This window comes from Mobiluncus sp., assembly GCF_985070215.1.
The window spans coordinates 1-24,178 of sequence record NZ_CFKZQR010000019.1 but is presented as its reverse complement, the minus strand read 5'-3'; the positions used below and the strand labels follow the sequence as shown (position 1 = coordinate 24,178).

Annotated in this window: 20 protein-coding genes; 5 read left to right on the top strand and 15 right to left on the bottom strand. The window is 57.1% G+C overall.

The genetic code is table 11. From position 1 onward, the window contains the following. Window positions 1-10: 10 nt before the first annotated feature. From AC5LBQ_RS05260 to rpmF, 3 genes are all read right to left on the bottom strand, one after another. On the bottom strand, window positions 11-886 hold the full coding sequence (locus AC5LBQ_RS05260) for a DNA-methyltransferase (protein WP_493264834.1): 876 nt from the start codon (window positions 884-886) through the stop codon (window positions 11-13). Between the two features lie 21 nt (window positions 887-907). Next, on the bottom strand, window positions 908-1,615 hold the full coding sequence (locus tag AC5LBQ_RS05255; RefSeq protein ID WP_493264833.1) for an HAD family hydrolase: 708 nt from the start codon (window positions 1,613-1,615) through the stop codon (window positions 908-910). Between the two features lie 87 nt (window positions 1,616-1,702). Beyond that, entirely contained in the window at window positions 1,703-1,873 is a 171-nt protein-coding gene (gene rpmF, locus AC5LBQ_RS05250) for a 50S ribosomal protein L32 (protein WP_282921415.1), read from the bottom strand. 97 nt (window positions 1,874-1,970) lie between these two features. Between rpmF and AC5LBQ_RS05245 the strand changes: the two genes are divergently transcribed. From AC5LBQ_RS05245 to cysE, 3 genes are all read left to right on the top strand, one after another. Further along, the gene (locus AC5LBQ_RS05245) at window positions 1,971-2,627 is read left to right on the top strand and encodes an IMPACT family protein (protein WP_493264832.1); all 657 of its coding nucleotides are present in this window, start codon (window positions 1,971-1,973) and stop codon (window positions 2,625-2,627) included. Window positions 2,628-2,688: 61 nt separating this feature from the next. Continuing rightward, complete coding sequence (cysK, locus tag AC5LBQ_RS05240; RefSeq protein ID WP_307742058.1) at window positions 2,689-3,624, top strand: cysteine synthase A; 936 nt, start codon at window positions 2,689-2,691, stop codon at window positions 3,622-3,624. 223 nt (window positions 3,625-3,847) lie between these two features. Continuing rightward, a complete protein-coding gene (cysE, locus tag AC5LBQ_RS05235) occupies window positions 3,848-4,465 on the top strand; it encodes a serine O-acetyltransferase (protein ID WP_307742059.1) in 618 nt (205 codons plus the stop codon). Between the two features lie 24 nt (window positions 4,466-4,489). Here cysE and AC5LBQ_RS05230 read toward each other — a convergent pair whose 3' ends face one another. From AC5LBQ_RS05230 to cimA, 9 genes are all read right to left on the bottom strand, one after another. Continuing rightward, window positions 4,490-6,013, bottom strand: coding sequence for an NAD-dependent succinate-semialdehyde dehydrogenase (locus tag AC5LBQ_RS05230; RefSeq protein WP_493264831.1), 1,524 nt, complete (start codon window positions 6,011-6,013; stop codon window positions 4,490-4,492). 245 nt (window positions 6,014-6,258) lie between these two features. Then, window positions 6,259-7,041 carry a polyprenyl diphosphate synthase gene (gene uppS / locus AC5LBQ_RS05225; protein WP_493264830.1) on the bottom strand — a complete coding sequence of 261 codons (783 nt, stop codon included), beginning with the start codon at window positions 7,039-7,041 and terminating at the stop codon, window positions 6,259-6,261. Window positions 7,042-7,049: 8 nt separating this feature from the next. Then, entirely contained in the window at window positions 7,050-7,781 is a 732-nt protein-coding gene (gene recO / locus AC5LBQ_RS05220) for a DNA repair protein RecO (RefSeq protein WP_295027493.1), read from the bottom strand. A gap of 408 nt (window positions 7,782-8,189) precedes the next feature. After that, the gene (locus tag AC5LBQ_RS05215) at window positions 8,190-9,827 is read right to left on the bottom strand and encodes an L-lactate permease (protein WP_493264829.1); all 1,638 of its coding nucleotides are present in this window, start codon (window positions 9,825-9,827) and stop codon (window positions 8,190-8,192) included. Window positions 9,828-9,952: 125 nt separating this feature from the next. Continuing rightward, the gene (leuA, locus tag AC5LBQ_RS05210) at window positions 9,953-11,755 is read right to left on the bottom strand and encodes a 2-isopropylmalate synthase (RefSeq protein WP_493264828.1); all 1,803 of its coding nucleotides are present in this window, start codon (window positions 11,753-11,755) and stop codon (window positions 9,953-9,955) included. 178 nt (window positions 11,756-11,933) lie between these two features. Further along, window positions 11,934-13,073, bottom strand: a complete 1,140-nt coding sequence (locus AC5LBQ_RS05205) for a TNT domain-containing protein (protein WP_295027496.1) — start codon at window positions 13,071-13,073, stop codon at window positions 11,934-11,936. A gap of 100 nt (window positions 13,074-13,173) precedes the next feature. Continuing rightward, the gene (locus tag AC5LBQ_RS05200; protein ID WP_493264827.1) at window positions 13,174-14,835 is read right to left on the bottom strand and encodes a methyl-accepting chemotaxis protein; all 1,662 of its coding nucleotides are present in this window, start codon (window positions 14,833-14,835) and stop codon (window positions 13,174-13,176) included. Window positions 14,836-14,840: 5 nt separating this feature from the next. Continuing rightward, window positions 14,841-16,508 carry a methyl-accepting chemotaxis protein gene (locus tag AC5LBQ_RS05195; protein WP_295027498.1) on the bottom strand — a complete coding sequence of 556 codons (1,668 nt, stop codon included), beginning with the start codon at window positions 16,506-16,508 and terminating at the stop codon, window positions 14,841-14,843. A 208-nt stretch (window positions 16,509-16,716) separates the two neighbouring features. After that, the gene (gene cimA / locus AC5LBQ_RS05190; protein WP_307742063.1) at window positions 16,717-18,345 is read right to left on the bottom strand and encodes a citramalate synthase; all 1,629 of its coding nucleotides are present in this window, start codon (window positions 18,343-18,345) and stop codon (window positions 16,717-16,719) included. A gap of 112 nt (window positions 18,346-18,457) precedes the next feature. On the opposite strand from cimA, the gene AC5LBQ_RS05185 reads away from it, so the two are divergent. Both AC5LBQ_RS05185 and AC5LBQ_RS05180 read left to right on the top strand, forming a co-directional pair. Next, a complete protein-coding gene (locus tag AC5LBQ_RS05185; RefSeq protein WP_493264826.1) occupies window positions 18,458-20,467 on the top strand; it encodes an acyltransferase family protein in 2,010 nt (669 codons plus the stop codon). Window positions 20,468-20,623: 156 nt separating this feature from the next. Continuing rightward, complete coding sequence (locus AC5LBQ_RS05180) at window positions 20,624-20,980, top strand: DUF4870 domain-containing protein (RefSeq protein WP_295027502.1); 357 nt, start codon at window positions 20,624-20,626, stop codon at window positions 20,978-20,980. A 189-nt stretch (window positions 20,981-21,169) separates the two neighbouring features. On the opposite strand, the gene AC5LBQ_RS05175 is transcribed toward AC5LBQ_RS05180, so the two are convergent. The 3 genes from AC5LBQ_RS05175 to AC5LBQ_RS05165 form a co-directional block, all read right to left on the bottom strand. Continuing rightward, window positions 21,170-22,297: a branched-chain amino acid aminotransferase gene (locus tag AC5LBQ_RS05175; RefSeq protein ID WP_493264825.1), complete on the bottom strand. Its 1,128-nt coding sequence runs from the start codon at window positions 22,295-22,297 to the stop codon at window positions 21,170-21,172. 97 nt (window positions 22,298-22,394) lie between these two features. Then, window positions 22,395-23,447, bottom strand: a complete 1,053-nt coding sequence (locus tag AC5LBQ_RS05170; protein ID WP_493264824.1) for a 3-isopropylmalate dehydrogenase — start codon at window positions 23,445-23,447, stop codon at window positions 22,395-22,397. Then, window positions 23,444-24,178: DMT family transporter (locus AC5LBQ_RS05165; RefSeq protein ID WP_493264823.1), on the bottom strand; the 735-nt coding region annotated here is incomplete at its 5' end. The genes AC5LBQ_RS05165 and AC5LBQ_RS05170, both read right to left, overlap by 4 nt.

The window sequence follows — 24,178 nt, the reverse complement described above, 5'->3', positions numbered from 1 at the left end:
AGCCGAGCCTTTACTCCGATAGAAACTCAACTGAAATGTTCGCCCGGTTGAACCGGTGGCGCATAACCGCAATCGCTTCCGGGTTTTCATCTATCAGCACGAAGCGACGCTCCAGCTGACCCGCGACCGCCCCGGACGTGCCGGAACCTGCGAAAAAATCCAATACCCAATCCCCCGGACGGCTCGAAGCCTGGACGATACGCCGCAAAATCCCTTCGGGCTTTTGCGTAGCGTATCCCGTCTTTTCCTTGCCTGTGGGAGAAACAATAGTGTGCCACCACACGTCAGTCGGGAGCTTACCCCGCGCGGCTTTCTCCGGAGTCACCAAGCCAGGAGCCATATACGGCTCGCGGTCCACAGACTCAGAATCAAAATAATACCTTTTTTGGTCTTTAACGTAGACGAGGATATTGTCATGCTTGGCTGGCCATTTCCGTTTGGAACGCCCGCCGTAGTCATACGCCCAAATGATTTCATTCAGGAAACAATCCCGCCCAAACAGCGCATCCAACAACACTTTTGCGTAGTGAACCTCACGATAGTCCAAATGCAGGTATAAAGTCCCGGTAGGGGCCAGCAAACGCCACGCCTCCTCTAAGCGAGGCTCTAAGAAACCCCAATAATCCGAAAAACTATCGTTATAGGCGGTGACTTTCCCACACACGGTTTCATAGGTCTGGCCTTGAAACCCCACTCGAGAACCGGTAACCGGCGCATCGGTACGCACCGTTTTCAGGGACTGACGCGACTGCACTTTCCCTGTGTTGAACGGAGGATCTATATAAATAAGTTGAAATGACTGGTCCGGCAGCCCTCGCAACACCGGCAGGTTATCACCCGCCACCACCAGGTTTGGTCCCTCGGCATTCCAGGAGATTGTAGACATCTGCGTAGCTTTCAAGGCTGCCTATTTCTTTCCCGGGTAGACACCCAAAGCGCTCAGCAGTTCGGCAGGCGTCGAGACGACCTGTACGGCCCCGCGCTCCTCGCCGGGTTGAGCCGTATCACCCCAGGTAGTCAGGATTGCCGGAATCCCATTAATCTGGGCGCCCTCGATGTCATAGAACCGGTCCCCCACCATCACGATACGCCGCGTATCCTGCGGCTCACTCAACCCGAACTGCTCCAAAGCTGCAGCAATGACCGCGGGTTTGTCCACCCGGGAAGTACCAGGTATCACCCCCGAAACGACTTCAAAGAAATCTTCAATCCCCAGATGCTCGAGAATCTCCAATGACATCTGTTGGTTCTTAGTAGTCGCCACTCCCAGACGGTATCCCCTCGCCCGCAGCTTTTCCAACATTTCCCGAATACCGGGATAAAGCGGCACGTCAATGGCGTTGGGCCAATACAATTCGCGGTATCGCGCAACCATGAAAGCCACCCGCTGCTCATCAGCATCCGGTTCCATATCCCGCATGGCATCGGCGAGAGGCGGACCGACATATTTCTTGTAAGCGTCAGGCGGAAGCATCCGGCCGTGCAGCTCCAGATCCAAAGCCGCAAAATACTCGGTAATACGTGACACAGAATCGGTCAAGGTGCCGTCCATATCCAGCAAAACGACTTCGACCCTGCTCAAGTCCACCACGATGCTGCCTCCATCCTCGAGCATACCCGGAAAACTGCCCGAAAAGACTTATGAAATAATTAAATACGTAACGCCCAGCACCAGGGCCGGGCGTCGCGAATATCGACCTCGTTAGTCTTCGACGGTCAAACGGCCAGTCTGGTAAGCCTTCACCAGGCGACGCGGAACCGCGACTTCCTGACCCTGAACTTTAACGTTATCAAGCTGCGTCAACTTAGCCGTCCAAGCAGAACGACGTGTACGAGTGTTGGCGCGGGACATTTTGCGCTTGGGTACTGCCATTGCCCTGCGCTCCTTTCAATTAGTGATTGTTCACAAGACATACAATGTTAGCAACAATTCGATGATTTTATCAAACTGACCATCGTGAGGCGAAAGTATGACGCAACGCTACGTGACCATAGCTGAGGACGCACCGGGATATTTCGAGCTGGAAATCAAACGGTCGCGTTTCCTGGGAGTGGCACGAGATGCCGCGGATGAAGTCGCAGCCCGTGAAGTGATAGAAGCTGAGCGGAAACAGTATCCCGACGCGCGCCATCATTGCTCCGCTTTTACCTATTTGCCCGAGGGCTGGGAAAACGGGGTCCAGCCGGTCCAACATTCCAGCGACGACGGCGAGCCCAGCGGTACTGCCGGGCGTCCCATGCTCGATGTGCTGCTGGGCAGCGGATTGCAAAACGCTTGTGTGGTGGTGACGCGGTATTTTGGCGGGATAAAGCTGGGAACGGGCGGTTTGGTGCGAGCCTACAGTGAGGCGGCGCAGGGGGCGATCGCGGCTGCGGGAAGGGTGGAAGTCAAGTCCGTTCCCGTGGTGTCCTTCGATGTCACCGCGAACCGGGCTGCTGCCCTGGAGTCTTGGCTGCACTCGCGAAACTGCAAGCCCCTAAGCGTGACCTGGTCAAACCGGGTCACGTTTGAACTGGCGGTGGAAGGCGGCACCCAGGACGAACTCGCCGCCGCTCTCGCCGCCCAGCTCGGCGCGCCGGTAACTTTTGGCGACTCGGGAATAAAAGTGGTGCGCTCACGGTTGTAATAGACGGCTCCCGTCAGGGAAACGAACAGAATACTGAGAAAAGGAATCTAAGGGATTAACTATGACTTATGCGAACGATGTCACGGCAGCAATCGGCCACACTCCTCTGGTGAAAATTAATCGGATGCTGCCCGCGGGGATCGGCGCAAACGTGCTGGCAAAAATGGAGTTCATGAACCCCGGTGGTTCGGTAAAAGACCGACCCGGCTTGGCGATCATTCGCGCTGCCGAAGCCTCGGGAGAGTTGCAGCCAGGCGGCACTATCGTGGAGGCTACCAGCGGTAACACCGGGGTGGCCCTGTGCATGGTGGGGGCTGCGCTGGGGTATCGGGTCGTCATCTCGATGCCGTCTTCCATGAGTGTGGAGCGTCGGCAACTCATGAAGGCTTACGGGGCGGAGCTGCTACTGACCGACCCGGCGGGGGGCATGGCCGCCGCGGTTGAAGCTGCCGAGGACTACTTGGCGAACCACCCCGAAGCGGTGTTCGCCGGTCAGTTCGATAATCCGGCCAATCCTGAGATTCACTATCGCACCACCGGTCCCGAAATTTGGGAACAGACCGAGGGACACGTTGACGCGTTTGTGGCTGGGGTGGGTTCCGGCGGCACGGTTTCCGGGGTTGGGAAGTTTCTCAAGGAACAGAACCCAGAAGTGTGGGTCGTGGCAGTAGAGCCGGCAGAATCGGCATTGCTGTCCACCGGCCAGGCAGGCGCCCACAAGATTCAGGGGATTGGCGCCAACTTTGTGCCGGATAACTACGATAGTGCAACCGTTGACGAAGTCATGACGGTGAACTCGGACGATGCTATTGAGATGGCGCGGAAAGCTGCTACGCAGGAAGGGCTTTTAGTTGGGATATCCTCCGGGGCGAATTTGGCGGCCGCTGCTGCCCTCGCCGCACGGCCTGAATTTGCTGGTAAGACCGTGGTGACCTTGCTTCCCGACACCGGCGAACGCTACCTGTCCACCGTACTGTTTGCACACTTGGGCGACTGAGAAACCGCGGCAACCAGGCTGATTGAACCCACCGGCCTGGTGCAGTTTTGACGAGATAAACGGAACGACCCGACCCGCCAAAACTGCCCTGGGCTGACCCGAACTGGCTCAAACAGAGCGCCCGGACCGGTCCGAACGACACGCCCGAAACGAACCCCGGAAACGATAGCCTAGAATAGTTAGCGCCCGGTCGTTCAACCAACCAGAGGAAGTACCCGTCCTGATGACTTTTGTGAAACACACCGCCCCGCCACGCCACCTGCCCGCATATAAACTCGGTGTGCGGGATTTGCTGTTGGAGGACTTGGACACGGCCTTGAAACGCGACCCTGCCGCGCGCGGACGCTTGGAAGTCGCGCTGACTTACCCGGGGGTTCACGCCCTGTGGGCACACCGGCTGTCCAATCGGTTTTGGGTCAATGGTTTTAAAATGATTGCGCGCCTGATTCAGGAATTCGCGCGCCTCATCACGGGTGTGGACATCCACCCGGCCGCGACCATTGGACGCCGACTCTTTATCGACCACGCCACCGGGGTGGTCATTGGGGAAACCGCGGTGGTTGGCGAGGACTGCTTGATTTTTCACGGGGTGACCCTGGGCGGGCAGTCCATGAACAAGGGCAAACGCCACCCGACCTTGGGCAATGAGGTCATGGTGGGTGCCGGAGCGAAAATTTTGGGCGCCATCAACATCGGAGACGGCGCCAAAATCGGTGCCAATGCCGTGGTCGTTAAGGATGTTCCGCCTGGACGTATCGCCCTGGGAGTGCCGGCAAAACTGCGCAATCCCAAGAAACCGGTCAGTCCCGATATGAACATCGATCCCTCGCTGTTCATCTAGGCTGTTTATCTAGGCGCTGCCAGTTTACTCGAGTTTGGGCGCCGGCAAACCGATGTAAATCGTCTCGAGGTATTCCTCAATCCCCTCGGTGGAGCCCTCGCGCCCCAGCCCAGACTGCTTGACCCCGCCGAAAGGGGCTCCGGCGTTAGAAATCGTGGCGGAGTTGAATCCAATCATTCCGATTTCGATGCGCTGCGCCAGGCGCAAAATGCGCTCCCACGAGGAAGTATGCACGTAGCCGCCCAAGCCCATCCGATCGGCGTTGACCATCCGCACCAGTTCCTCTTCCGTGCGGAAAGGCACCACGGGTGCGACCGGCCCAAAGATTTCCTCCGTGACGATTTCACTGTCGGGGCTGACGTTCGTGAGGACCGTGGGTGGGTAATAGAAACCCCCGGGGTCAACGGTTTGGGGGTCCAAGTTGCCGGTTCCACCAACTTTTTCCGCCCCTTGGGCGAGGGCCTTGTCAACCATGGTGCGGACTTTTTCGAGCTGGCTGCGGTTGATAAGCGGGCCGACATCCACCCCTTCGCTCATCCCGTCACCAACCTTTTGCGCCCGCATCGCGGCGGCGAACTTCGTGACGAACTCGTCATAAACGCCGTCTTGAATAAAGAAATGATCCGCCGCGTTGCAGGCCTCCCCCATGTTGCGCATCTTGGTGATGAGGGCGGCGTCCACTGCTCGATCCACATCCGCGTCATCGAACACCACAAACGGCGCATTACCCCCGAGCTCCATAGAGGTGCGCAATACACTGTCCGCGGCGGTTTTCAGCAAAGCCTTACCGACTTCGGTCGAACCTGTAAACGAAAGTTTCCGCACTCGCTGGTCATGCAGCCAAGTGTCGCTGACTTCCCCGGAATGAAGGGTGGGAACCACGGAAAGGACCCCGGCGGGCAAGCCTGCTTCTTCCAAAATTCGCGCCAGGAACAGCGCTGTCAGCGGGGTATCTCGCGCCGGTTTTAACACGCAGACGCACCCAGCTGCTACGGCAGGACCAATCTTGCGAGTTCCCATCGCGAGCGGAAAATTCCACGGGGTGATAAACACGCAGGGTCCCACCGGGCGTTTGATGACCATTGCCTGCAGGCTACCTTCCGGCAATCGGTAGTAATCCCCGCGAACCCGGCAGGCTTCTTCGGAAAACCAACGAAAAAACTCCGCCCCATAAGTGACTTCCCCGTTGGCTTGAGCCAGGGGTTTACCCATCTCCAGGGTCATCGTTACCGCCAGGGCACGGCGGTATTTGCCGTCCATAAGTGTAAAGGCTCGCCGGAGGATTTCGCCGCGTTCACGAGGCGGGGTCGCTGCCCATTCTGGCTGGATTGCGCAGGCTTTGTCCAAGGCGGCTTGGGCGTCTGCGGCGTTACCGCTGGCGACCTGCGTCAAGGCGGCTCCGGTTGCGGGGTTCAGCACCTCGAAGCGCTCACCCGCCGTGCCGGGTTCCCAATTACCGCCGATAAAGAGGTCTTTGGGCAACCATTCCAGGAGTCTTTTCGGGTCGATGACACTCTCAGTTTCAAAAGGTAAAACGTCGCTGTTCATACTTTCACCTTACCGCTCCCTGGCGTGGTGGGGCCGCGGTTAATTTGGAAAATCGGGACAGCCGGGGTTCAATCTGGGCCAAGTTGTCCACGAACGACCGATTTCGGACACGGTTTCCCGGATTCTGGGTTCGGCTGGAATTTAGTACCGCAGGTTGAGGGCTTTTGAGAATGGTTCGCGCTTAAATTTCGCGTTGAAAAACGGTCGTTCGTGCAAGACCCACCCGCAGCGCTCGGAATTAAACGTCACTGCGGCCTATCAATCGCCCCGCCGAAACGGCGGTCGCGGTGCTGATAGGCCAATAAATCCCGCCACAGGGCCGCCCGCCCGTACTCCGGCCACGGCTCGGAGGCGAAAACTAGCTCCGCATAAGCCGCCTGCCACGGCAAAAAGTTGGAAGTGCGCTGCTCCCCGGAAGTGCGAATCAGCAGGTCAACATCCGGTACATCCGGCAGATACAGTTCCCGAGCGAAAGCGGCCTCGGTAATGCGCTCGGGTGTTAGCGTTCCCGCCGCGACTCGCTGAGCCAGTTTCCGAGCCGCGTCAGCGAGTTCCGCTCGCCCCCCGTAATTGAGGCACATAATCAGCTGAGTGCCGGCGTTTTCTCTGGTCAAGGCCTCTGCTGTCCGCAGTTCGGTGAGGACCGATTTCCACAAGCGGCCCTCCCGCCCACTCCACCGCACGCGAACTCCCCAGGCGTTCAGTTCATCGCGTCGATTGCGCAACACCTGGCGCGAATATCCCATCAGAAACTTCACTTCTGCCGGGCTGCGTTTCCAGTTTTCGGTAGAGAACGCATACACACTGAGATATTTCACCCCGGCCTCGACAGCTCCCGCAATGGTGTCCATCAGGGCGTATTCCCCCGCCTCGTGACCGGCAGTACGATTCAAACCCCGCGCGTTCGCCCAGCGTCCATTCCCATCCATGATGATTGCCACGTGCGCAGCAGCCGCGCGCGCCAATCCCGCCGGCAACTCAGGATGCTGCCCCGGCGGGGTGATACGACGAACCCAGGATTTTTCCACGTAATAACCTAGGCGAGTTCCAGCAAGGACAAGGATTTTAGACGGCGCTCCACGTGCCACTGCACGAAAGCCGACACTAAGGCGTGGGCATCAGCCCGAGCCATCCATCCGCTGTCTTGGGCAGTTTGCCAATCCCCGACAGCCAAAGCCGCCAACAGACGCATCGTCTCAGAATCAACCGGGCGCGCCCCGATAGGCTTGCAGTTTACGCACATCGCGCCGCCGCCGCTGGGATTAAAGTAAACGTGTGGCCCCCTGGCCCCGCAAGACGCACAATCCCAACAGCTTGCCGCCCAGCCCGCCAACGACATGAGACGCAGCAGGTAGGAATCCAGAATCAAAGACGGCTCGTGGCGCCCTGTCGCCAAAGCATGTAAGGCCCCGACGGTCAGGTGATAGTACCTCTCGTTAGTCCAAGAGTCCTCGGTGAGACGTTCCAAGGTTTCTACCATCAGGTTGGCGGCGGTGTAGCGGGAATAATCGTTAGCGAGGCTGCGACCGTAAGGAGCCAGGATTTCCACTTGTTCGATATGGTGCAGGCCGGACTTGCCCCAGCGAATCTGAATATCGACCGCTCCAAAAGGCTCCAGTCGCGCCCCCAAGCGCGACATGGTCTTTCGTACTCCCCGCCCCACGCAGCGCAAAAGCCCGTGGTTTTCGGTCAGCAGGGTCACGATGCGGTCAGCTTCCCCCAGGTCTTGGGTGCGCAACACAATCGCCGCATCTCGAAACGTTCTCATCACGGACCATTATTCCATGAGCAAGCGGAAGAATCCCGTTCCCACTCTTTTGTAACCCGATTCCCCTGGCCCCTTCCGTTCCCGAGTCTTTTTCCGCTCCACCATTCTTTCGTCGAGGACAGATTAGAGCCTGTCATTGTTGTCCTTACGGAAGAACGGGGATCGTGAATCGTTCCAAGGGTCTTTTTTCGGAAGGTCACGAACCAGTGAATAAATCAACAGGATCGCGAAAGCAACGACTAAAGTCCCTCCTCGAAAAAACAGGACATAGAACGCATAAACAGACAACACCAGATAAAAGACGATTTGCCATTTATGCATCTGTACACCCCCGGTTTTGCGAATCCTTTGCGGTAAATGCTAGCAGTACTGGATTCTAGAATTGGCAGGAATGCGAAAGCTAGCGGGCTAGCCCAGGAAAATCATGCCCCAGACGAAACAGATGAACACCGCGAAAAGCAGCAGGTAGAAAGACCAGCCGAGCACTTCGTGGAGCAAATCGGTCTCTTTTTCGGGTTCGCCCATCGCGGCGGCGGCAATCGCCAAGGACTGGGGGGCGATGAGCTTGCCGATGACCCCGCCTGCGGTGTTAGCCGCCACGGCGAAAGCACCAGGCAGGCCAATCTGTAAGGCTGTCGTCTCTTGGAGAGAGGCAAACAGGGCGTTTGCCGAGGTCGTGGAGCCGGAAATCGCTGTGCCGAGGTAGCCAATCATGGGGGAAAGCAACAGGAAGAATGTCCCGGTTCCCGCCAGCAGGGTCCCGATGGTTAAAACCATGCCGGAAATGTTCATCAAGTAAGCCAGCGCCATCACTTCCAGGATAGTGGCCGCTGAATACCGCATGGAATAAATCGCTGACCACAATTTGGCACCGATTTGTTTAAACCCAAGCGGGTACTTCCCGCCTTCCGTAACCAGGGTAAACACCACCCCGGTCACCAGCGCCGCCACCGCAATCAACACTCCCGGTTGGGACAGTATCGGAATGGTGATGTTGCCGATGTTGCTCGCTACGCTCGGATTGTCCGGACTGACCACCCGACCTGCCAAAGCGGGCCAGGCAACGTGCAAATCCGTCGCGGTCAAAACCTTGGCGACCTGGGGCACCATTCGCCCCACGGAGAGAATCACGATGACTAAGCCGTAGGGCATCACAGCCAACGCCACCCGCCCCACGCGCAGGTCAGTGGGCTTTTCCGTGACGAACTCAGAAGGAACCGGGGGACGATAAACCATCACCATCAACGTCACTACCAGGAATGTCACTATGGGCGGCAGTACCCCACCCAGCTCAAAGGACACGAAACGCAAGGTCAGGAACTGTCCGATGCCTTCCACCAGGCCCATCACGAAAGCCAGGGGGAACATGTGGCGGAAGTGATCCTTATCAATCAACAGGCTCAGCGCGAACGGCATCACGAAAGCAATTGCCGGTTCGGTACAGGACACATAAAACGTGATGTCAGCAGCGTTTTGAATGGGGTCATGCCCGCTCAGAAGCGCCGCCGCGGTCGTTATCGGTACGCCGAACGCCGCGTAGGCCACCGGGGAAGTATTCGCCACCAGGGCGATTACAGCGGCTTTCATCGGTTTGAATCCCAGCCCCAACAGCAGCGCGGTCACCACCGCCACGGGGACCCCGAAACCGGATAAGCCCTCTAGCAGACCCCCGAAACACAGTGCAATCAGCATGGCCTGGATACGCAAATCCCCTTGACCGACAGCCGAAAAAACCTTGCGCAAATCAGCTTCCCGCCCGGTCGCCTCCATCAGACGGTGCAGCCACACGGCCGCAATCACGATAATCACGATGGGTATCAAGCCGTTTTCCGCCCCGAGCAGGGCGGCCGCTACAGCCATGTCGACCGGCATCTGGAACCCCGCTATAGCCACGAGCAACCCGACCCCCAGGGCGATAGCTCCTGCCCAGTGAGAACGCATCCGCACGGCTCCGACCAGCACAAAGAACACCGCTACCGGGAGCAGAGCCACGATGGCGCTCAGCCACAGCAGCCCTCCGACCGCGGTGACATTGGGCACGAACATGATTTACTCCTTCGTCCTGGCCTACCCTATCAATCGCCACCCGATACCCTGAACTTGCGGGTTGGTTTCTCGAACGTGAACCTACCAGGTCAGGGCTTTCCCGGTGGACCCTCGCGGTTCGACTTTCAGGGAAACGGAACGGAGCTCTCCACGACTTGGGATTGGCGCTGCGCCCGGTTAATCGCTGAGATTACGGCCTTATAAGCGGCACGAATAGTCGAGGAATCAATGCCGACCCCCCACAGCACCTCGCCATCTACCACGGCCTCGACATAGGCCGCGGCAGTGGCGTCCCGCCCGGCGCTCAAAGCGTGCTCCACGTAATCCAGAATCCGCACTTCCATGCCCATCTGTTCAAAGGCGTGGACGAAAGCGTCAATCGGACCGTTGCCGAACGATTCCAGCTGGAGCTTCGCGCCGCGGTCGTTCAGAGCGATGGAGACTTCCGTGTCCCCACCCGAGGGCGAGGGAACGGAAGAAACGTGCGCCCCATCGAGGAAGAAACGCCCCCAGTGACGCGAGTCAATCCCCGCTTCTGACGCCGGCAAGTATTCATCAGCAAAAATCTGCCACAGGTCGTTCGCCTCGAGTTCACCGCCGAAACGGTCGGTCGTGCGCTGCACGATTTTCGAGAACTCGATTTGCAGGCGGCGCGGCAGGTCGAGGTGATGCTTTTCCTTCATCAAGTAGGCGATACCGCCCTTGCCGGATTGCGAGTTTACCCGGACGATAGCTTCGTAGTTGCGCCCCACATCGTGAGGGTCAATAGGCAGGTAGGGCAGTTCCCAGATGACTTGGTTTTCGTCTCCGCCGGCGGCTCGAACCATCTGTTCGCGCGCGGCAAAGCCTTTCTTAATGGCGTCCTGATGGGAGCCGGAGAAGGACGTATAGACCAGGTCCCCCACGTAGGGCAGCCGCGGCGGGGTGGACATGCGGGTGCAGCCCTCGACAATCTCGCGGACTTCATCGAGATTGGACAGGTCCAGTTGCGGATCGATGCCTTGGCTAAAGAGGTTCATCGCCAAGGTGACTAGGTCAACGTTGCCGGTTCGTTCACCCTGGCCCAGCAAACACCCCTCGACCCGGTCAGCGCCGGCCATCTGGGCTAGTTCGGCGGTCGCAATGCCGGTGCCGCGGTCGTTGTGGTTGTGGGCCGAAATACAGACGTGTTCACGGTGTGAGATGTGGCGGCAGAAGTACTCGATTTGGTCGGCGTAAACGTTGGGCGTGCAGCGTTCTACGGTCGTAGGCAGGTTCAGGATAATTTCCCGCTCGCTGTCGGGCTGCCAGACTTCCATCACTGCTTCGCAAACTTCCAGGGCAAAGTCGATTTCGGTGTCTACGAAAATCTCCGGGGAGTACTCGTAGCCAAAGATTGTGTCGTCCCCCAGGATTTTTTCGGCTCCGGCGATGACTTCGCGAGTGCCGGACATCGCCATCTCGATGGTTTGCGCTTTATCGTTGTGAAACACGACTTGGCGAAATACCGGCGCGGTCGCGTTGTAGAGGTGCACGGTGGCGCGATGGTATCCCTTGATGGCTTGCAGGGTGCGTTCCAAAAGTTCCGGTCGGGACTGTGAGAGTACCGAGCAGGTCACGTCCTCGGGAATGGCGTCGTCCTCGACCAAGGAACTTACAAAGTCAAAGTCGGTTTGGGAAGCGGCCGGGAAACCGATTTCGATTTCTTTGAACCCCAGGCGCACCAGGAGGTCAAACATTTCGCGTTTGCGCGCGGAGTCCATCGGTTCGATGAGGGCTTGGTTGCCGTCCCGCAGGTCGGTGGACAACCAGCGCGGTGCTTTCGTAATCCGGTTGTTAGGCCAAGTTCGTTCCGGAAGTGAAATGGGGTTCGTCTCTAGGAACGGGCGATATTTGCCGTAAGGCATTCCGGAGGTTTGCTGACGATTGGTGAATCCAGAAGTACGCATGGTGAAAATCCTTTACTGCTGTTGCTTTAATCTTAGTTGCCAGGCAAGCGAGAACTCCGCGCAGGGGGCCTGGCTGATTCAGAGCCCTACGCGGTTAGGCAACAGCAGCATGGTTTGCGACATAGCCCCATAGTACCACGGGTTTCACTTTACGAAATTGCTGTCTCAGTATGAGAAATTAACGCAGCTCACGCAGGAAATTGTGGTCCAGATACCACCGCAGAGGTTTATCCAAAACCACTATCGCGCCGCCACCTGGATTACTCGAAGTCTTTGCGGTGAGCCCCTCCAAAACCGCCAGTGGTAGGGGCGCCATGACCTCAAAGACTCGGTAGGGTTTCTCATTGTTCAGGCGAATCCCCCGCTGTGCCAAAGGCGTTCCCATAGCAAACAAGAACTGGGCTTTATCATCGTCAAAGCAGTCCAGCATGTCGCCGGGACGCAGTTCGTTGGAGCCGGGTTTCCCGCCGCGGGAAATCGTGCGAGCGTCAATTCCAATGGCGGTGCGGTGACCGCGCTCAGCTGCGTTTGTCGTCAGTTCACCAGTTTCCGGCTTTTCTCGCACCAACCGGGAGACTAGGGACACCGCCGCTTCCAGATCGGGCAACACTTCGTAGGCAGCGAACTCGGCACCGCGCTGTGAACCAACCACATATCCTTCATCACCCCAGGGAGCGACCACCCACGGGCCTTCGGGAGACAGCGGCAGTTGGGGATCGCGAGGGTCGAACCCCCGTACCACATCATCCTCAGTCAGGCCACGCTGAGCACATAGCTCGTCAAAATACGACTTGTAGCGAGCAGCTTCGTCCACCTCTGGTTCAGCATTTCCCGGCGGCTGTGGCACATCCCACGTCGCTTCGGGACGCCCGGAATGTTTACCGGCGCGTTTCTCCGCCCGCTCAGTCCACGCCAGACGAGCCAGCTGGGAGATTTCCTCGTTCGCGTCCTCACGCAGCTCCGCAATAACTTTCAACGGTGTCAATTCATTGGCCACCGCTGCCTTTTGTACCCGACTATCGCCGTCTTTGGCGAGTTTAGCGAGTACATAAGCAGGAGTGCGTTCCTGCATCGCGACCAGGTAGCGAGCTCGCCACGGGGCAAAAAGCGCGATAGTTTCAAACACGGTGTCGGGCAAATTCTGTGCTTGCGCCACGTATTCAGCCAGATCTGGGCGTTTACGGATGATTTCCTCCCAGATAAAAGTCGGCGCCACGTCCGTCATCGCCCGCATGAAGTCCTCTTCGTTATCCGAAGTACACAGGCGAGCGAACTCCTGGACCGAACCAATCACGTTGATGCCCTCCTCTGGCTGCATGGTGATTATAAATCAAGTTTAAGCCATAGGAGGGCACCAGCGTGAGGTTTCACCCCACTATTGAGTTGTTTCGCGGGTCGGTCAAGCCGCCCAACTGCGCTCATTCATACTTGAATTTGCCCAGCTCCGCACGTAAATCCGCAGCCTTGGACTGCAAATCCGAAGCGGTTGCAGCCAGGGCGTTCAACGGTTCCACCGCTTGGCTGGCAGCCCCGGCAAACTGGCCGATGTTCGTGGCAATCGTAGAAGAGCCGGAAGCCGCCTCCGTCACGGAACGCGCCATCTCATTGGTGGTGGCGGTCTGTTCCTCAACCGCGGCGGCAATAGTGGTTTGGAAGTCGTTGATTTGAGAAATAATCTCGGAAATACGCCGGATAGCCGTGACAGCAGAATCCGTGTCATCTTGAATCTTGGCAATCCGTCCGGTGATGTCATCCGTAGCCTTAGCCGTCTCCGCCGCCAAATCCTTCACCTCACCGGCAACTACAGCAAAGCCCTTGCCCGCTTCACCGGCACGCGCCGCCTCAATAGTGGCGTTCAGTGCCAGTAGGTTGGTTTGCTCCGCAATAGCGGTAATGGCGTGGATGACATCGTCAATTTCCTTTGACGATTTGCCCAGTTTTTCAACAGTCTCAGTGGTCACCGCGGCCGCTTCGGTCGCCTCCTGGGCAACCCGCGCTGCCTCGTTAGCGTTAGACGAAATCTCCCGGATGGCCGACCCCATCTCTTCTGCACCCGCAGCAACGGTCTGAACGTTGAAGGAAACCTGTTCCGCCGCGCCTGCCACAGCGGTGGCCTGTGCAGCCGAATCAGCAGCAGCCTGAGCAGTCTTGGAGGTCAAATTAACCACTGTCTCAGACTCGGAACGAACCGCCTCGGAAGTGCTAGCCGCCGACCCAAAGGCCTCTCGCAAGGTCGAATTGGATAGATTCACCGCCCGCGACATGTCCGCCAGCTCATCATTGGAATTGATGACCGCACTACGCGTCAAGTCACCTTGAGTCAGACCTTTCACCACAGTTTCTACAGACTCCACGGAATGAGTGATAGAGCGACGCACTTTACCCATAATTATTACCGCTAAGACCACCACGAGAATCAAGACAATGGTCTGGAAAATCAGTCCCCGGAGGCGTTGATCCTCCATGTCCTTCTTTGACTGATCTAGCTCTTGCTTCAGCAACGGCGCCAGCTGATCCTGCTGAGCGACCATATCGCTGACGGTCTGGGAGAGGACCGTGTTTAAGACTGCGGAATCCTGTCCTTGAGTGGCTTGCAATTCCGAAGTCGATTGCGCCACGACCTCACGCAGGTTAGCGGAAGATTTCATGATTTCTTGAGCTGCCGTACGCACCTGGTCAGAGTTCGTGGTGTCGATAACCGTTTGGACATTATCTTCCAAAGTATCTTGGGTGGCTTGCAGCTGTTTGGCTTGCTCCTCGTCGGGCTGGCCTTCCAAAATGGAACGCGCATAAGCGTATTGATGCTGGCCAATCTCATAAATCTCAGCTTCCATCAAAGATAGATTTTCCGAGTTGGTAGCTGCCTCTAGGTACTCTTTCGTACTGTGGTTAGTCTGAGACATAGTAATCACGCAGGCTAGCCCCAAGATGAGCACTCCCACGAACCCCGGCAAGGCTCCTCTGAACAGTCGCTTCAACAAGGTGGTGCGCTTGTAAGCCTTTTGCGGTTTCGTCGTATCATTCGGTTGATTATTCATTCCCTGCTCCCCTAGCTGGTTGACCGGATTAGTCTGAGTCATGATTCTCACTGTCCTTCCCGGTAGGTAAATTCGCTAAGTTGCTGGTTCAAATCTTGGGTCTGATTCACCACGCCTTCCGCTCTATCAACAGAATCACGCAGGTTAGCAGCACTGTTGTTAGTCGTTTGGGCGATCTCGTTGATATTGGCCGCAATCTCGGTCGATCCGGAGGATGCTTCCGAAATGGACTTGGTCATCTCATTGGTGGTGGCAGTTTGTTCTTCCACTGCTGCCGCAATAGTGGCCTGGAAATCGTTGATTTGAGCGATGATGTCACTAATTTGGTTGATGGCCTCGACCGCTTGACCGGTATCGACCTGAATCTGTTCAATCCGTGAGGCTACGTCAGCGGTGGCTGTCGTGGTTTCCGCAGCCAAGTCCTTTACCTCACTAGCCACAACCGCAAACCCGAGGCCAGCATCGCCGGCTCGAGCCGCCTCAATAGTAGCGTTGAGCGCCAACAGGTTGGTCTGTTCCGCCACCGCTGTAATCGTTTCGATAACCTCACCAATTTCTTGGCTGGATTCACCCAGCTTGGTCACGGTTTCGTTCGTCTGCGCCGCGACTTCGGTAGCTTCCGTAGCAACTTTCGCAGCCTCATTGGCATTCGATGAAATCTCCCGAATCGAAGCACCCATTTCCTCCGCGGCTGCTGCCACCGTTGCGATGCTCGTAGAAACCTGCTCGGCCGCAGCCGCAACGGACGTAATCACGTTACTGGCCTGTTCAATAGTGCCGATGAGGTCATGACCGTCACCCACCATCTTTTGCGTGGTGACATGCACTTCCTCGGCTGTCGTCACGGTTTGACCAAAAATGTTACGCAACTTTTCGGCTGCCACCACGAGCTTGTCCGCCAAACGTCCGATTTCGTCATTCGTGTGTTTGGCGGGATGAATGGTCAGGTCTTTGCGGGAAAGTTGATTCAAGGCAGCGGAACTTTCCTGAGCCGATTTCACGAAGCCTCGCGACATCTTAAGGTTCAATAACAGCATGATGAGCAACGTCACCACACCGGTAACGATAATTGCCGCAATCGTCAGGGGCTGAATAAATTTTATCCTGGCGCTAGCAGCTTGGTTTTGGACGTTCAAATCCTCGCTCAGATTCCCGATATTATCGCTGATTGAGGTCGACACGTTACGGATATTTTCCACTTCGGCTACCACCGCGCCACGCAGACCATCCAGTGAAGTTACGGATCCGCTGACCTTCGTCAACATGGAATTGAGTGATGCGGTATCTGATTTTATCGTCTCGAAAGTGGCCTGATTTTGGGCACTGAGCTGTTCTGTGGGGAAATTCGACACGTGTTGGTTGAAGGCATCAAGATTCTGGAGATATTCCCCAAAAGTCTGCAATGCGTTCGGATCACCGCGCAGAGCGGTGTAGATGCCCTGCGACCAGAGGAATTCCGCGGAGCGCCATTCCTCCGCCAGTTTGGTAATTTCCTGCGAAGTTACCGAGCTGGAGGCCTTTTGGGAGACGTCAGAGTTTGCAATGCCAAGTCCAATCAATTCCACCGCTAACAGCAAAAGGGCTGCTATAGCTGCAGTCATATTGACCAAGAACATCTTTTTTCCCAAAGGGAATTTTTTACCGTTAGTCTTTAGGCTCTCGCCAACCTGTACGGTGGCATCAGCCTGTGCTGGTGCCGCCTTTTTCTTAGACATCTAAGAACGCCGCCTTCCATAAAATATCCGTGTCTGTTAAACCGATTTATCATCGTGACATAGTACATAATCGCTGTTCATCGCTATCAGTTTAGGCTTTTTCCGGCCTTTTTTATGCCAATGCAACGGTTTTACCCCAAAAAAAGTTTCCCCGACCGGAAATTCAGTCGGGGAAACTTGTGAAAAATACGGCACAAAACCGAGCAAACTAGACTTTAGGACGCACCCCGAGATGCATCAAACCCCAGGTCAAAGACTCGACGAGGGCTTCCCAAGACGCTTCAATCACGTCCTCACCCACCCCGACTGTGGTCCACTGGATGTCGCCGTTAGTGGTCGTAATCAGCACGCGCACGGTAGCGTCCGTTCCAAAGGTCGTGTCCAAAATCCGCACCTTGTAGTCGATGAGTTCAAAATTTGTGATGTCCGGGTAGGTTTGGGATAACGCCTGGCGCAGCGCGTGGTCCAGCGCGTTTACGGGGCCATTACCTTCCCCGGTGACGATTTTTCGCCCGTCACGAGTCCGTAGCTTGACGGTGGCTTCGGCTTCCGCTTCACCGTTCTCGCTGAGCGAAGCCCGACCGGCTTGCACCAAAGTCCGCCACGTCTCCACCTCAAAATAGGTCGGCAAGTCCCCGCCTTGGGCCCGCACCAGCAGCTCAAAGGACGCGTCAGCCGCATCGAAAACGTAACCGTGGGACTCCTTTTCCTTCACCGCGTCCACCACCCGGCCGGTCAGGTAAGGCGTCCCAGACAGGTCAATGCCCATCTCTTTGGCTTTCAGCTGGACCGAAGCTCGTCCCGCCATCTCGGAAACCAGCATTCGCATATCGTTGCCGACCGTGGCGGGGTCAATGTGCTGATACAAGTCCGGATTCACGCGGATAGCCGAAGCGTGCAGACCTGCCTTGTGGGCAAACGAGGAATCCCCCACGTAAGGCAGACGCTTGGAAGGCTGCAGATTCGTGATTTCCGCCACCCGGTGCGAGGTGCGGGTCAGCTCGGTCAGACCGTTTTTGTTCAGCAGGGCACGGCGGCCCATCTTGATTTCGATGTTGCCGATAAGGGTGAGGATGTCGGCGTTGCCGGTGCGTTCCCCGTAGCCGTTCACGCAGCCCTGGACCTGCACCGCTCCGGCTTCGATGGCAGCCATCGCGTTCGCCACGGCACACCCCGTGTCATTGTGGGTATGAATCCCGATTTTAACCTGCTCGAGGTCGTGTTTATCCAGGTAGGCGCGGGCTTCAGCGACTCTCGTGCCGATGGTCGAGGGCAGGTTGCCCCCATTGGTGTCACACAGCACGACGGTTTCCGCCCCCGCTTGCCCGGCGGCCTCCAGCACTTTCAGCCCGTATTGGGCATCGTGAGTCAAGCCGTCAAAGTAATGTTCAGCGTCCAGAAACACCCGCCGACCTGCCTTGACCAGAAACTGCACCGTGTCGCGCACCATCGCCAGGTTCTCTTGACCGGTGGTTTTCAGGGCATCCGTGACGTGGCGCAAATCGGATTTGGCCACCAAGGTAATAACCGGCGCGCCGGAATCCAACAGTGCCAGCACCTGAGGGTCCTCGCTAGCTTTGGTCCCCACCTTGCGGGTGGCGCCAAAAGCTGCCAGGGTCGCATGGCGCAGTTGCAGTTTCGACAACGCCAGCGCAAAAAACTCGGTGTCTTTCGGAATCGCGCCGGGCCAGCCGCCTTCAATAAAGCTAACTCCCAGGTCATCAAGGGATTGGGCGATATTCAGCTTGTCCGCTACGGACAGCGAGATGCCCTCCATCTGGGCGCCATCACGCAAAGTGGTGTCGTATATCTCTATCGGCTGGGTCGTCGTTTTCATGCCCCTATGTTACAAAAGTCCCCCGCGAGAGATTAATTGAGGCATATTTTCACTGCCTTATATCTCCTGGATTTAAATTGTGCGGCCCAGAAAGGGTACTATAGCAATCGCTATGCCAAAACCGATAGGTAACGAATCACGCTATAATCCGGGCATCGACGGCTTGAGAACCCTCGCCGTCCTCGGCGTGATTTGCTATCACCTTGGCTTCAAATGGATGCCCGGCGGTTTGGCCGGTGTGGGCGTATTCTTTACCATCTCGGGTTTCCTCATCACCGGTAACCTCATGCGTTCCTGGTATCGCCGCGGCAACCTGGGGCTAAAGACCTTTTGGCTGCGCCGCCTGCGCCGCCTAATGCCCGCAGTCATCCTCACGGTGCTGGTCATCTGGGCACTCACGCCGTTCTTTAAAGCCGAAAACTGGCCGGACTATCGTCTCGGCGGGCTCACCGCCATTTTTTACGTCAATAACTGGGCCACCATTTTCTGGGGTGATTCCTATTTTGACCAGTTTTCCCAGAGCCCCTTTGAACACATGTGGTCGCTGTCTGTCGAGGAGCAGTTCTATCTGTTCTGGCCGCTGGTGCTGCTCTTGTTCTTGGTCATCAGCCGCGGCCGCCGCCTCCCGCTCCTGGCCCTCACCTCAATACTCGCCATGGGTTCTTTCGTGTGGCTAGCCTACGGGTACTCTCTCGGCATGGATACCACCCGCCTTTATGAAGGCACCGATACTCGCGCGGGTGGTCTGCTGGTGGGCGCCATACTCGCCATCGCTATGATCAAGCCCACCGACCCAAGCACGACACGTCCCCTCATTGGCAGGGTCATCTATCGAAAGGATCGCTACCTAGCTGAAGTTGTGGGGTGGCTTGGTCTGGGTGCTGTGCTGGCCATTTATATCTTTGTTCCTGATTCCTCACCAGCCTTGTTCAACGGCTTATTGGTGGTTCTCTCGCTGGCTACCGCGGCGCTACTTTTTGCTATCTCGAACCGCTACACGCGGATATATAAGCTCTTTGCGCTACGTCCCCTCGCATGGATCGGGGAGAGGTCTTACGCTATGTATCTGTGGCACATGCCACTTATCGCTTTCCTCTACACCCCTCTGCAGGTAATACCGGCCATTGTCAGGGACTTGTTTATCATTGGGGCCACCATTGGCCTGGCGGCATTGTCTTGGATTCTGGTCGAGGATCCCATTCGCCGCAACGGATTCTTCGTCCCCCTGTGGCGGTGGCTAACTCGCAGAGGCACCCTACCTCACGCCCTGTTGTCTTTCCCCCTCGCTTTCTTCCTCATCTTTGCCCTGGTCGGCGTGCCAACCGAAGCAGCTACGAGCTATCACAACCGAATCGAAGCGAAACAGGCAGCCCTGGCGAAGGCTCAAGCGGAACGGGAACGCAAAGCGGCTCAGGCACGAGCCCTCGCGGCGACACGCACCCGATGCCACCAAATCATCCATGTGGGAGATTCCACCTCCCTAGCGATGTTCACCGATGCCGGAGTGCTCAACCCGGCGGACAATGCCGCCAAAACCTACGCGGACACCGGAGCCACGAAAGTTACCAACTCTAGCTTCGGGGCGCGCGCCACCAATCAAGGTTTTCAAGACTTCCCGTCCGGTAACGACTCTATCCGCGAAATCCTCGCCGGCGGGATTGATAAGGATTCGTGCTTTGTGATTGCCTTGGGAACGAACGATGCCGCGAACATGAACGTCTATGGCGGCACTGACTACGACACCCATATTCGCACCACCATGGACATCATCGGACCGAACTACCCGGTGCTGTGGATTACGACCGTGGTAAACCCGAACGGATCACCGAGGTGGTACACGAAAGACGTTATGGACGCTTGGAACGCGGAACTCTACCACCAGCAACAACGCTACCCGAATATGTGGGTCTATCCGTGGGACCAGGATATGCGTCCGGAATGGTTCATCACCGGCGACGGGGTACACTGCAACGCCATCGGAAACTCGGAACGTTCCCGGAGATTCGCCCAAGCCGTGGTCAACGCCTGGCCGCTGACCTTGGAAGGGGACAAAGCGCCGCTGCTACCAAAGAAGCGGCTCACCCCGAAACAGCGCGTTGTGACGGGGATGCCTCCCCAATAGGCTGAGCTGAGTCTCGCCACCGGCGGATTTTCCCTAACGTTTAGACCCAAGCTCTGAATTATTTTTAAGGTGTCGTTGGGGAAAGGAAAAGGTTCCAAATTTGGGGAATTGTGTTTCCGGTTGCAGCTGTATCCAGTGGCATGAAAAAATATCCGAGTGAATGAAAATGAACGTTTGTGGGCGATTTTCGCTCATCTCTCAGTCCTCATTGCTATGGTCGTTTCCGCAGGCTGGCTGTCGTTCTTGGGGCCGCTCATCGTCTGGTTGGTGAAAAAGGACAGTTCCCCAGCGGTGCGCGTCGCTGCGGCTGGAGCGTTTAACTTTAACGTCGCCATGTGGCTGGCCAGTATCGCTGGGTGGATTGCTTTCTTAACTATCCTGTTAATTCCGCTGGCTCTGGTTCTGTGGCTGGCGGTGTTCGCCCTGACCCTGTGGCACAGCATCCGCGGTGCCATGGCCGCCTCTAACCAGCAGGTATACCTCTACCCCTGGCAGCTACCCATTCTTAATTGATTGCTAACTTTGCGGTTTTGCGTTGGCTCTCGCTCTATCAGGAAACACCGAACGACCATACCTAAGATGCTGGATTACCAGGCACTATTTCTCGGATTGAAAAACACTATTCTCGTGGCTGTTACAACTTATGGGATTGTCTTAGCGACAATCCCATAAGCCAGTTAATAAATCATTCAGCTGCCCACACTACAGCACTCGGTAGCACCAGCCGTGGGAATCCTCGCGGCGTCCCCACTGAATGCCGGTGATGACGTCGTGGATGTGCTTGGTCATCGGGCCGGTGGGAACCTCCAGTTCAAAGTCTTTCCCGCCGAGTTTGCCAATCGGGGTCACGACTGCGGCCGTCCCACAAGCCAGGAACTCGGCGACCTTACCGGCACGAATGTCGTCCAACAGCTGGTGCAGGGCGATGCGTTCCTCGCTGACGGTAATACCCTCGTCAGCCAGAACCTGAATAATCGCACCGCGGGTACCGCCCTCTAAGATGCACCCCGTGAGCTGCGGGGTCGCCACTTTGCCGTCGCGATACACTACAAAGACGTTCATGCCGCCCAGTTCGTCGATATAGGTGTTCGTTTCGCCGTCCAGGAAGCACACCTGCGCATAGCCCTTTTCCGCCGCAATCTCTTGGGGCTGCAAAGACGCCGCGTAATTACCGGAAGTCTTGGCTTCACCGGTACCGCCCGGTCCGGCGCGGTGGTAATCCTCAGACACATAAATCGAAACTGGTGAAAAACCGTTGTCGAAGTAGGGCCCTGACGGCGAACCGATATTGAGGTAGGTCACCTCGTGCGCCGGATGCACTCCCAAGAAAGACTCCGAGGCATACATAAAGGGGCGCAAGTACAGGGTGGCGCCATCTTTGACGGGCACCCAGCGAGCATCGGCACGCACCAGGTCCACACAAGACCCCACGAAGTCCTCAACCGGGATTTCCGGCAGCGCCATGCGGCGTGCGGACTGATTGAACCGGTTTGCGTTGAAAGCGGGACGGAACAGCCAAATCGTGTTGTCAGCCCGACGGTACGCCTTCAACCCTTCAAAAACCTCCTGACCGTAATGCAGTACCGAGGTTCCCGGATACACCGGCAGTGGCCCATAGGGACGCAAATCCTTTTCCTGCCAGCCGCCGTCCTTGGTCCACAGGGCGTGTGCCATGTAATCGCTAAAGGATTGACCGAAAGCGAGTTTTTGCATTACTTCCCGGTAGGTGGCTTCGTCGGCCCTATGGTCATGAGGCTGGTGCGGGAATCGCCCCGCCAGTTCATTGGCGTTAGGCAGCGGCTGTTTCGCGAGTTCTTCGAGGTTACTCATGTTGTTCTTCTTTCATTGGGTTGTTGATAGGTAAGAGTGGTTCGAGGCACGCTGTGCCCGGGATTTTAGGGTTTTCGGGGATTCGTGGTCACCAGCCCTAGAGAGCGGCGGCTATCGCGTCGCCGATTTCGCTGGTGGTGCGTACCAGGGGTGTCCCGGCTGCAGACGCGGCGGCACGGTCGGCCATATCCGCATCGATAGCACGTTGGATACTCACCGCCAGCTGGGGATATTCCAGGTGGTTGAGCATCAGCACCAGACTCGCAATAGTGGCGGTCGGGTCGGCTTTGCCCTGGCCAGCGATATCCGGGGCGGAGCCGTGAACGGGTTCAAACATGGACGGGAAGGTTTTTTCCGGGTTGATGCTTCCCGATGCCGCCAAGCCGATGCCGCCGGTGATTGCCCCAGCTTCGTCAGTCAAGATGTCGCCGAACAGGTTATCGGTCACAATCACGTCAAACCGGGCTGGGTTCGTGACCAGGAAAATTGTGGCCGCATCAACGTGTAGGTAGTCGACTTCCACCTCCGGAAATTCCGCCCCGACTTCCTCCACACAGCGGCGCCACAAGTGTCCGGCATTGACCAGCACATTGTGCTTGTGCACGTAAGTCAGATGCTGGCGCCGCGCCTGAGCCTGCGCAAAAGCGTAACGCACGACCCGCTCCACGCCGTGACGTGTGTTAACGGACACTTCGGTGGCAATCTCTTGTGGTGTGCCTCGACGCAACACCCCACCGTTACCGCAGTACAGGCCTTCCGTGCCTTCGCGCACCACCACAAAATCAATGTTGCCGGGATTCGCCAACGGGGTCGGCACCCCCGGATAATACTTGGAAGGGCGCAGATTCACGTAGTGGTCGAAATCGAAACGCAGCTTCAATAGCAGCCCGCGTTCCAGCACCCCGGACTGCACGGAGGGATCTCCTACCGCCCCCAGCAAAATCGCATCATGGCCACGCAGGGCTTGTTCCGTGGCATCATCCAAAACCACCCCGTCACGATGGTAACGAGCCGCCCCCAAATCATAGAGGGTGGTTTTCAAACCAACGCCCGCACCCTCCAGGACCTTTTTGAGGACCTTCACGGCCTCGGGAACGACCTCGTGACCGATGCCATCCCCTGGAATCAAGGCCAAATCGATGCTCGTCATAACGTAACTCCTACTTTCTTTTTATGTCTAAAATCGGCGGTTTTCCTGGTGCGGTTCTCAGTTAAGGGAGCGGCTTCGCGGCTGTCGTCCGGAACTGGCTTCTCTACATCGGGATGAACCCCGACCAACTGCGCCGCCACAATCGCCACCATGATGAGAGTGCCGCCCACCAGGAGCCGCCATGTCAGGGCTTCCCCGCTGAACACTACCGAAAAAAGGGTGGCAAAGAGCGGTTCACAGGCCATAATCAAGGCTGCCTCGGTAGAGGACATTCGCGCTTGTGCCCAGGTCTGGATGAACAGAGCCCCCACAGCACAAATCAGAACCATATAGATGAGGCTAGCCCAGGCAGCACCGCTGGAGGGTAGGGTAAGTTCCCCATCCGAAAGCGCCGGAACAGCGTTCACCGCCGCGGTCCCCACCATCTGCATGGTAGCCAACGCTCCCGCGGGACGTCCCGGCGAGATTACACCGAGAGTCGCCACCTGGATGGCAAAGAATAACGCTCCCAACAGGGTTATCAGCTCGCCAAGACCGAAGGACCACCCTTGCAGGGACAGTGCCGCCAAGCCGAGAGTGGCCAGCAGCATCCATAGCCAAGTAATCGGCTTGAAACGTTCCCGGAACAGAATCAATGCCACGAAAGGCACGAAGACTATGGACATGGCGGGGATGAATCCCACGGTGGGCAGCGAGGGCAGGGTGAATTCCCAACTTTGGGACAAGTGACC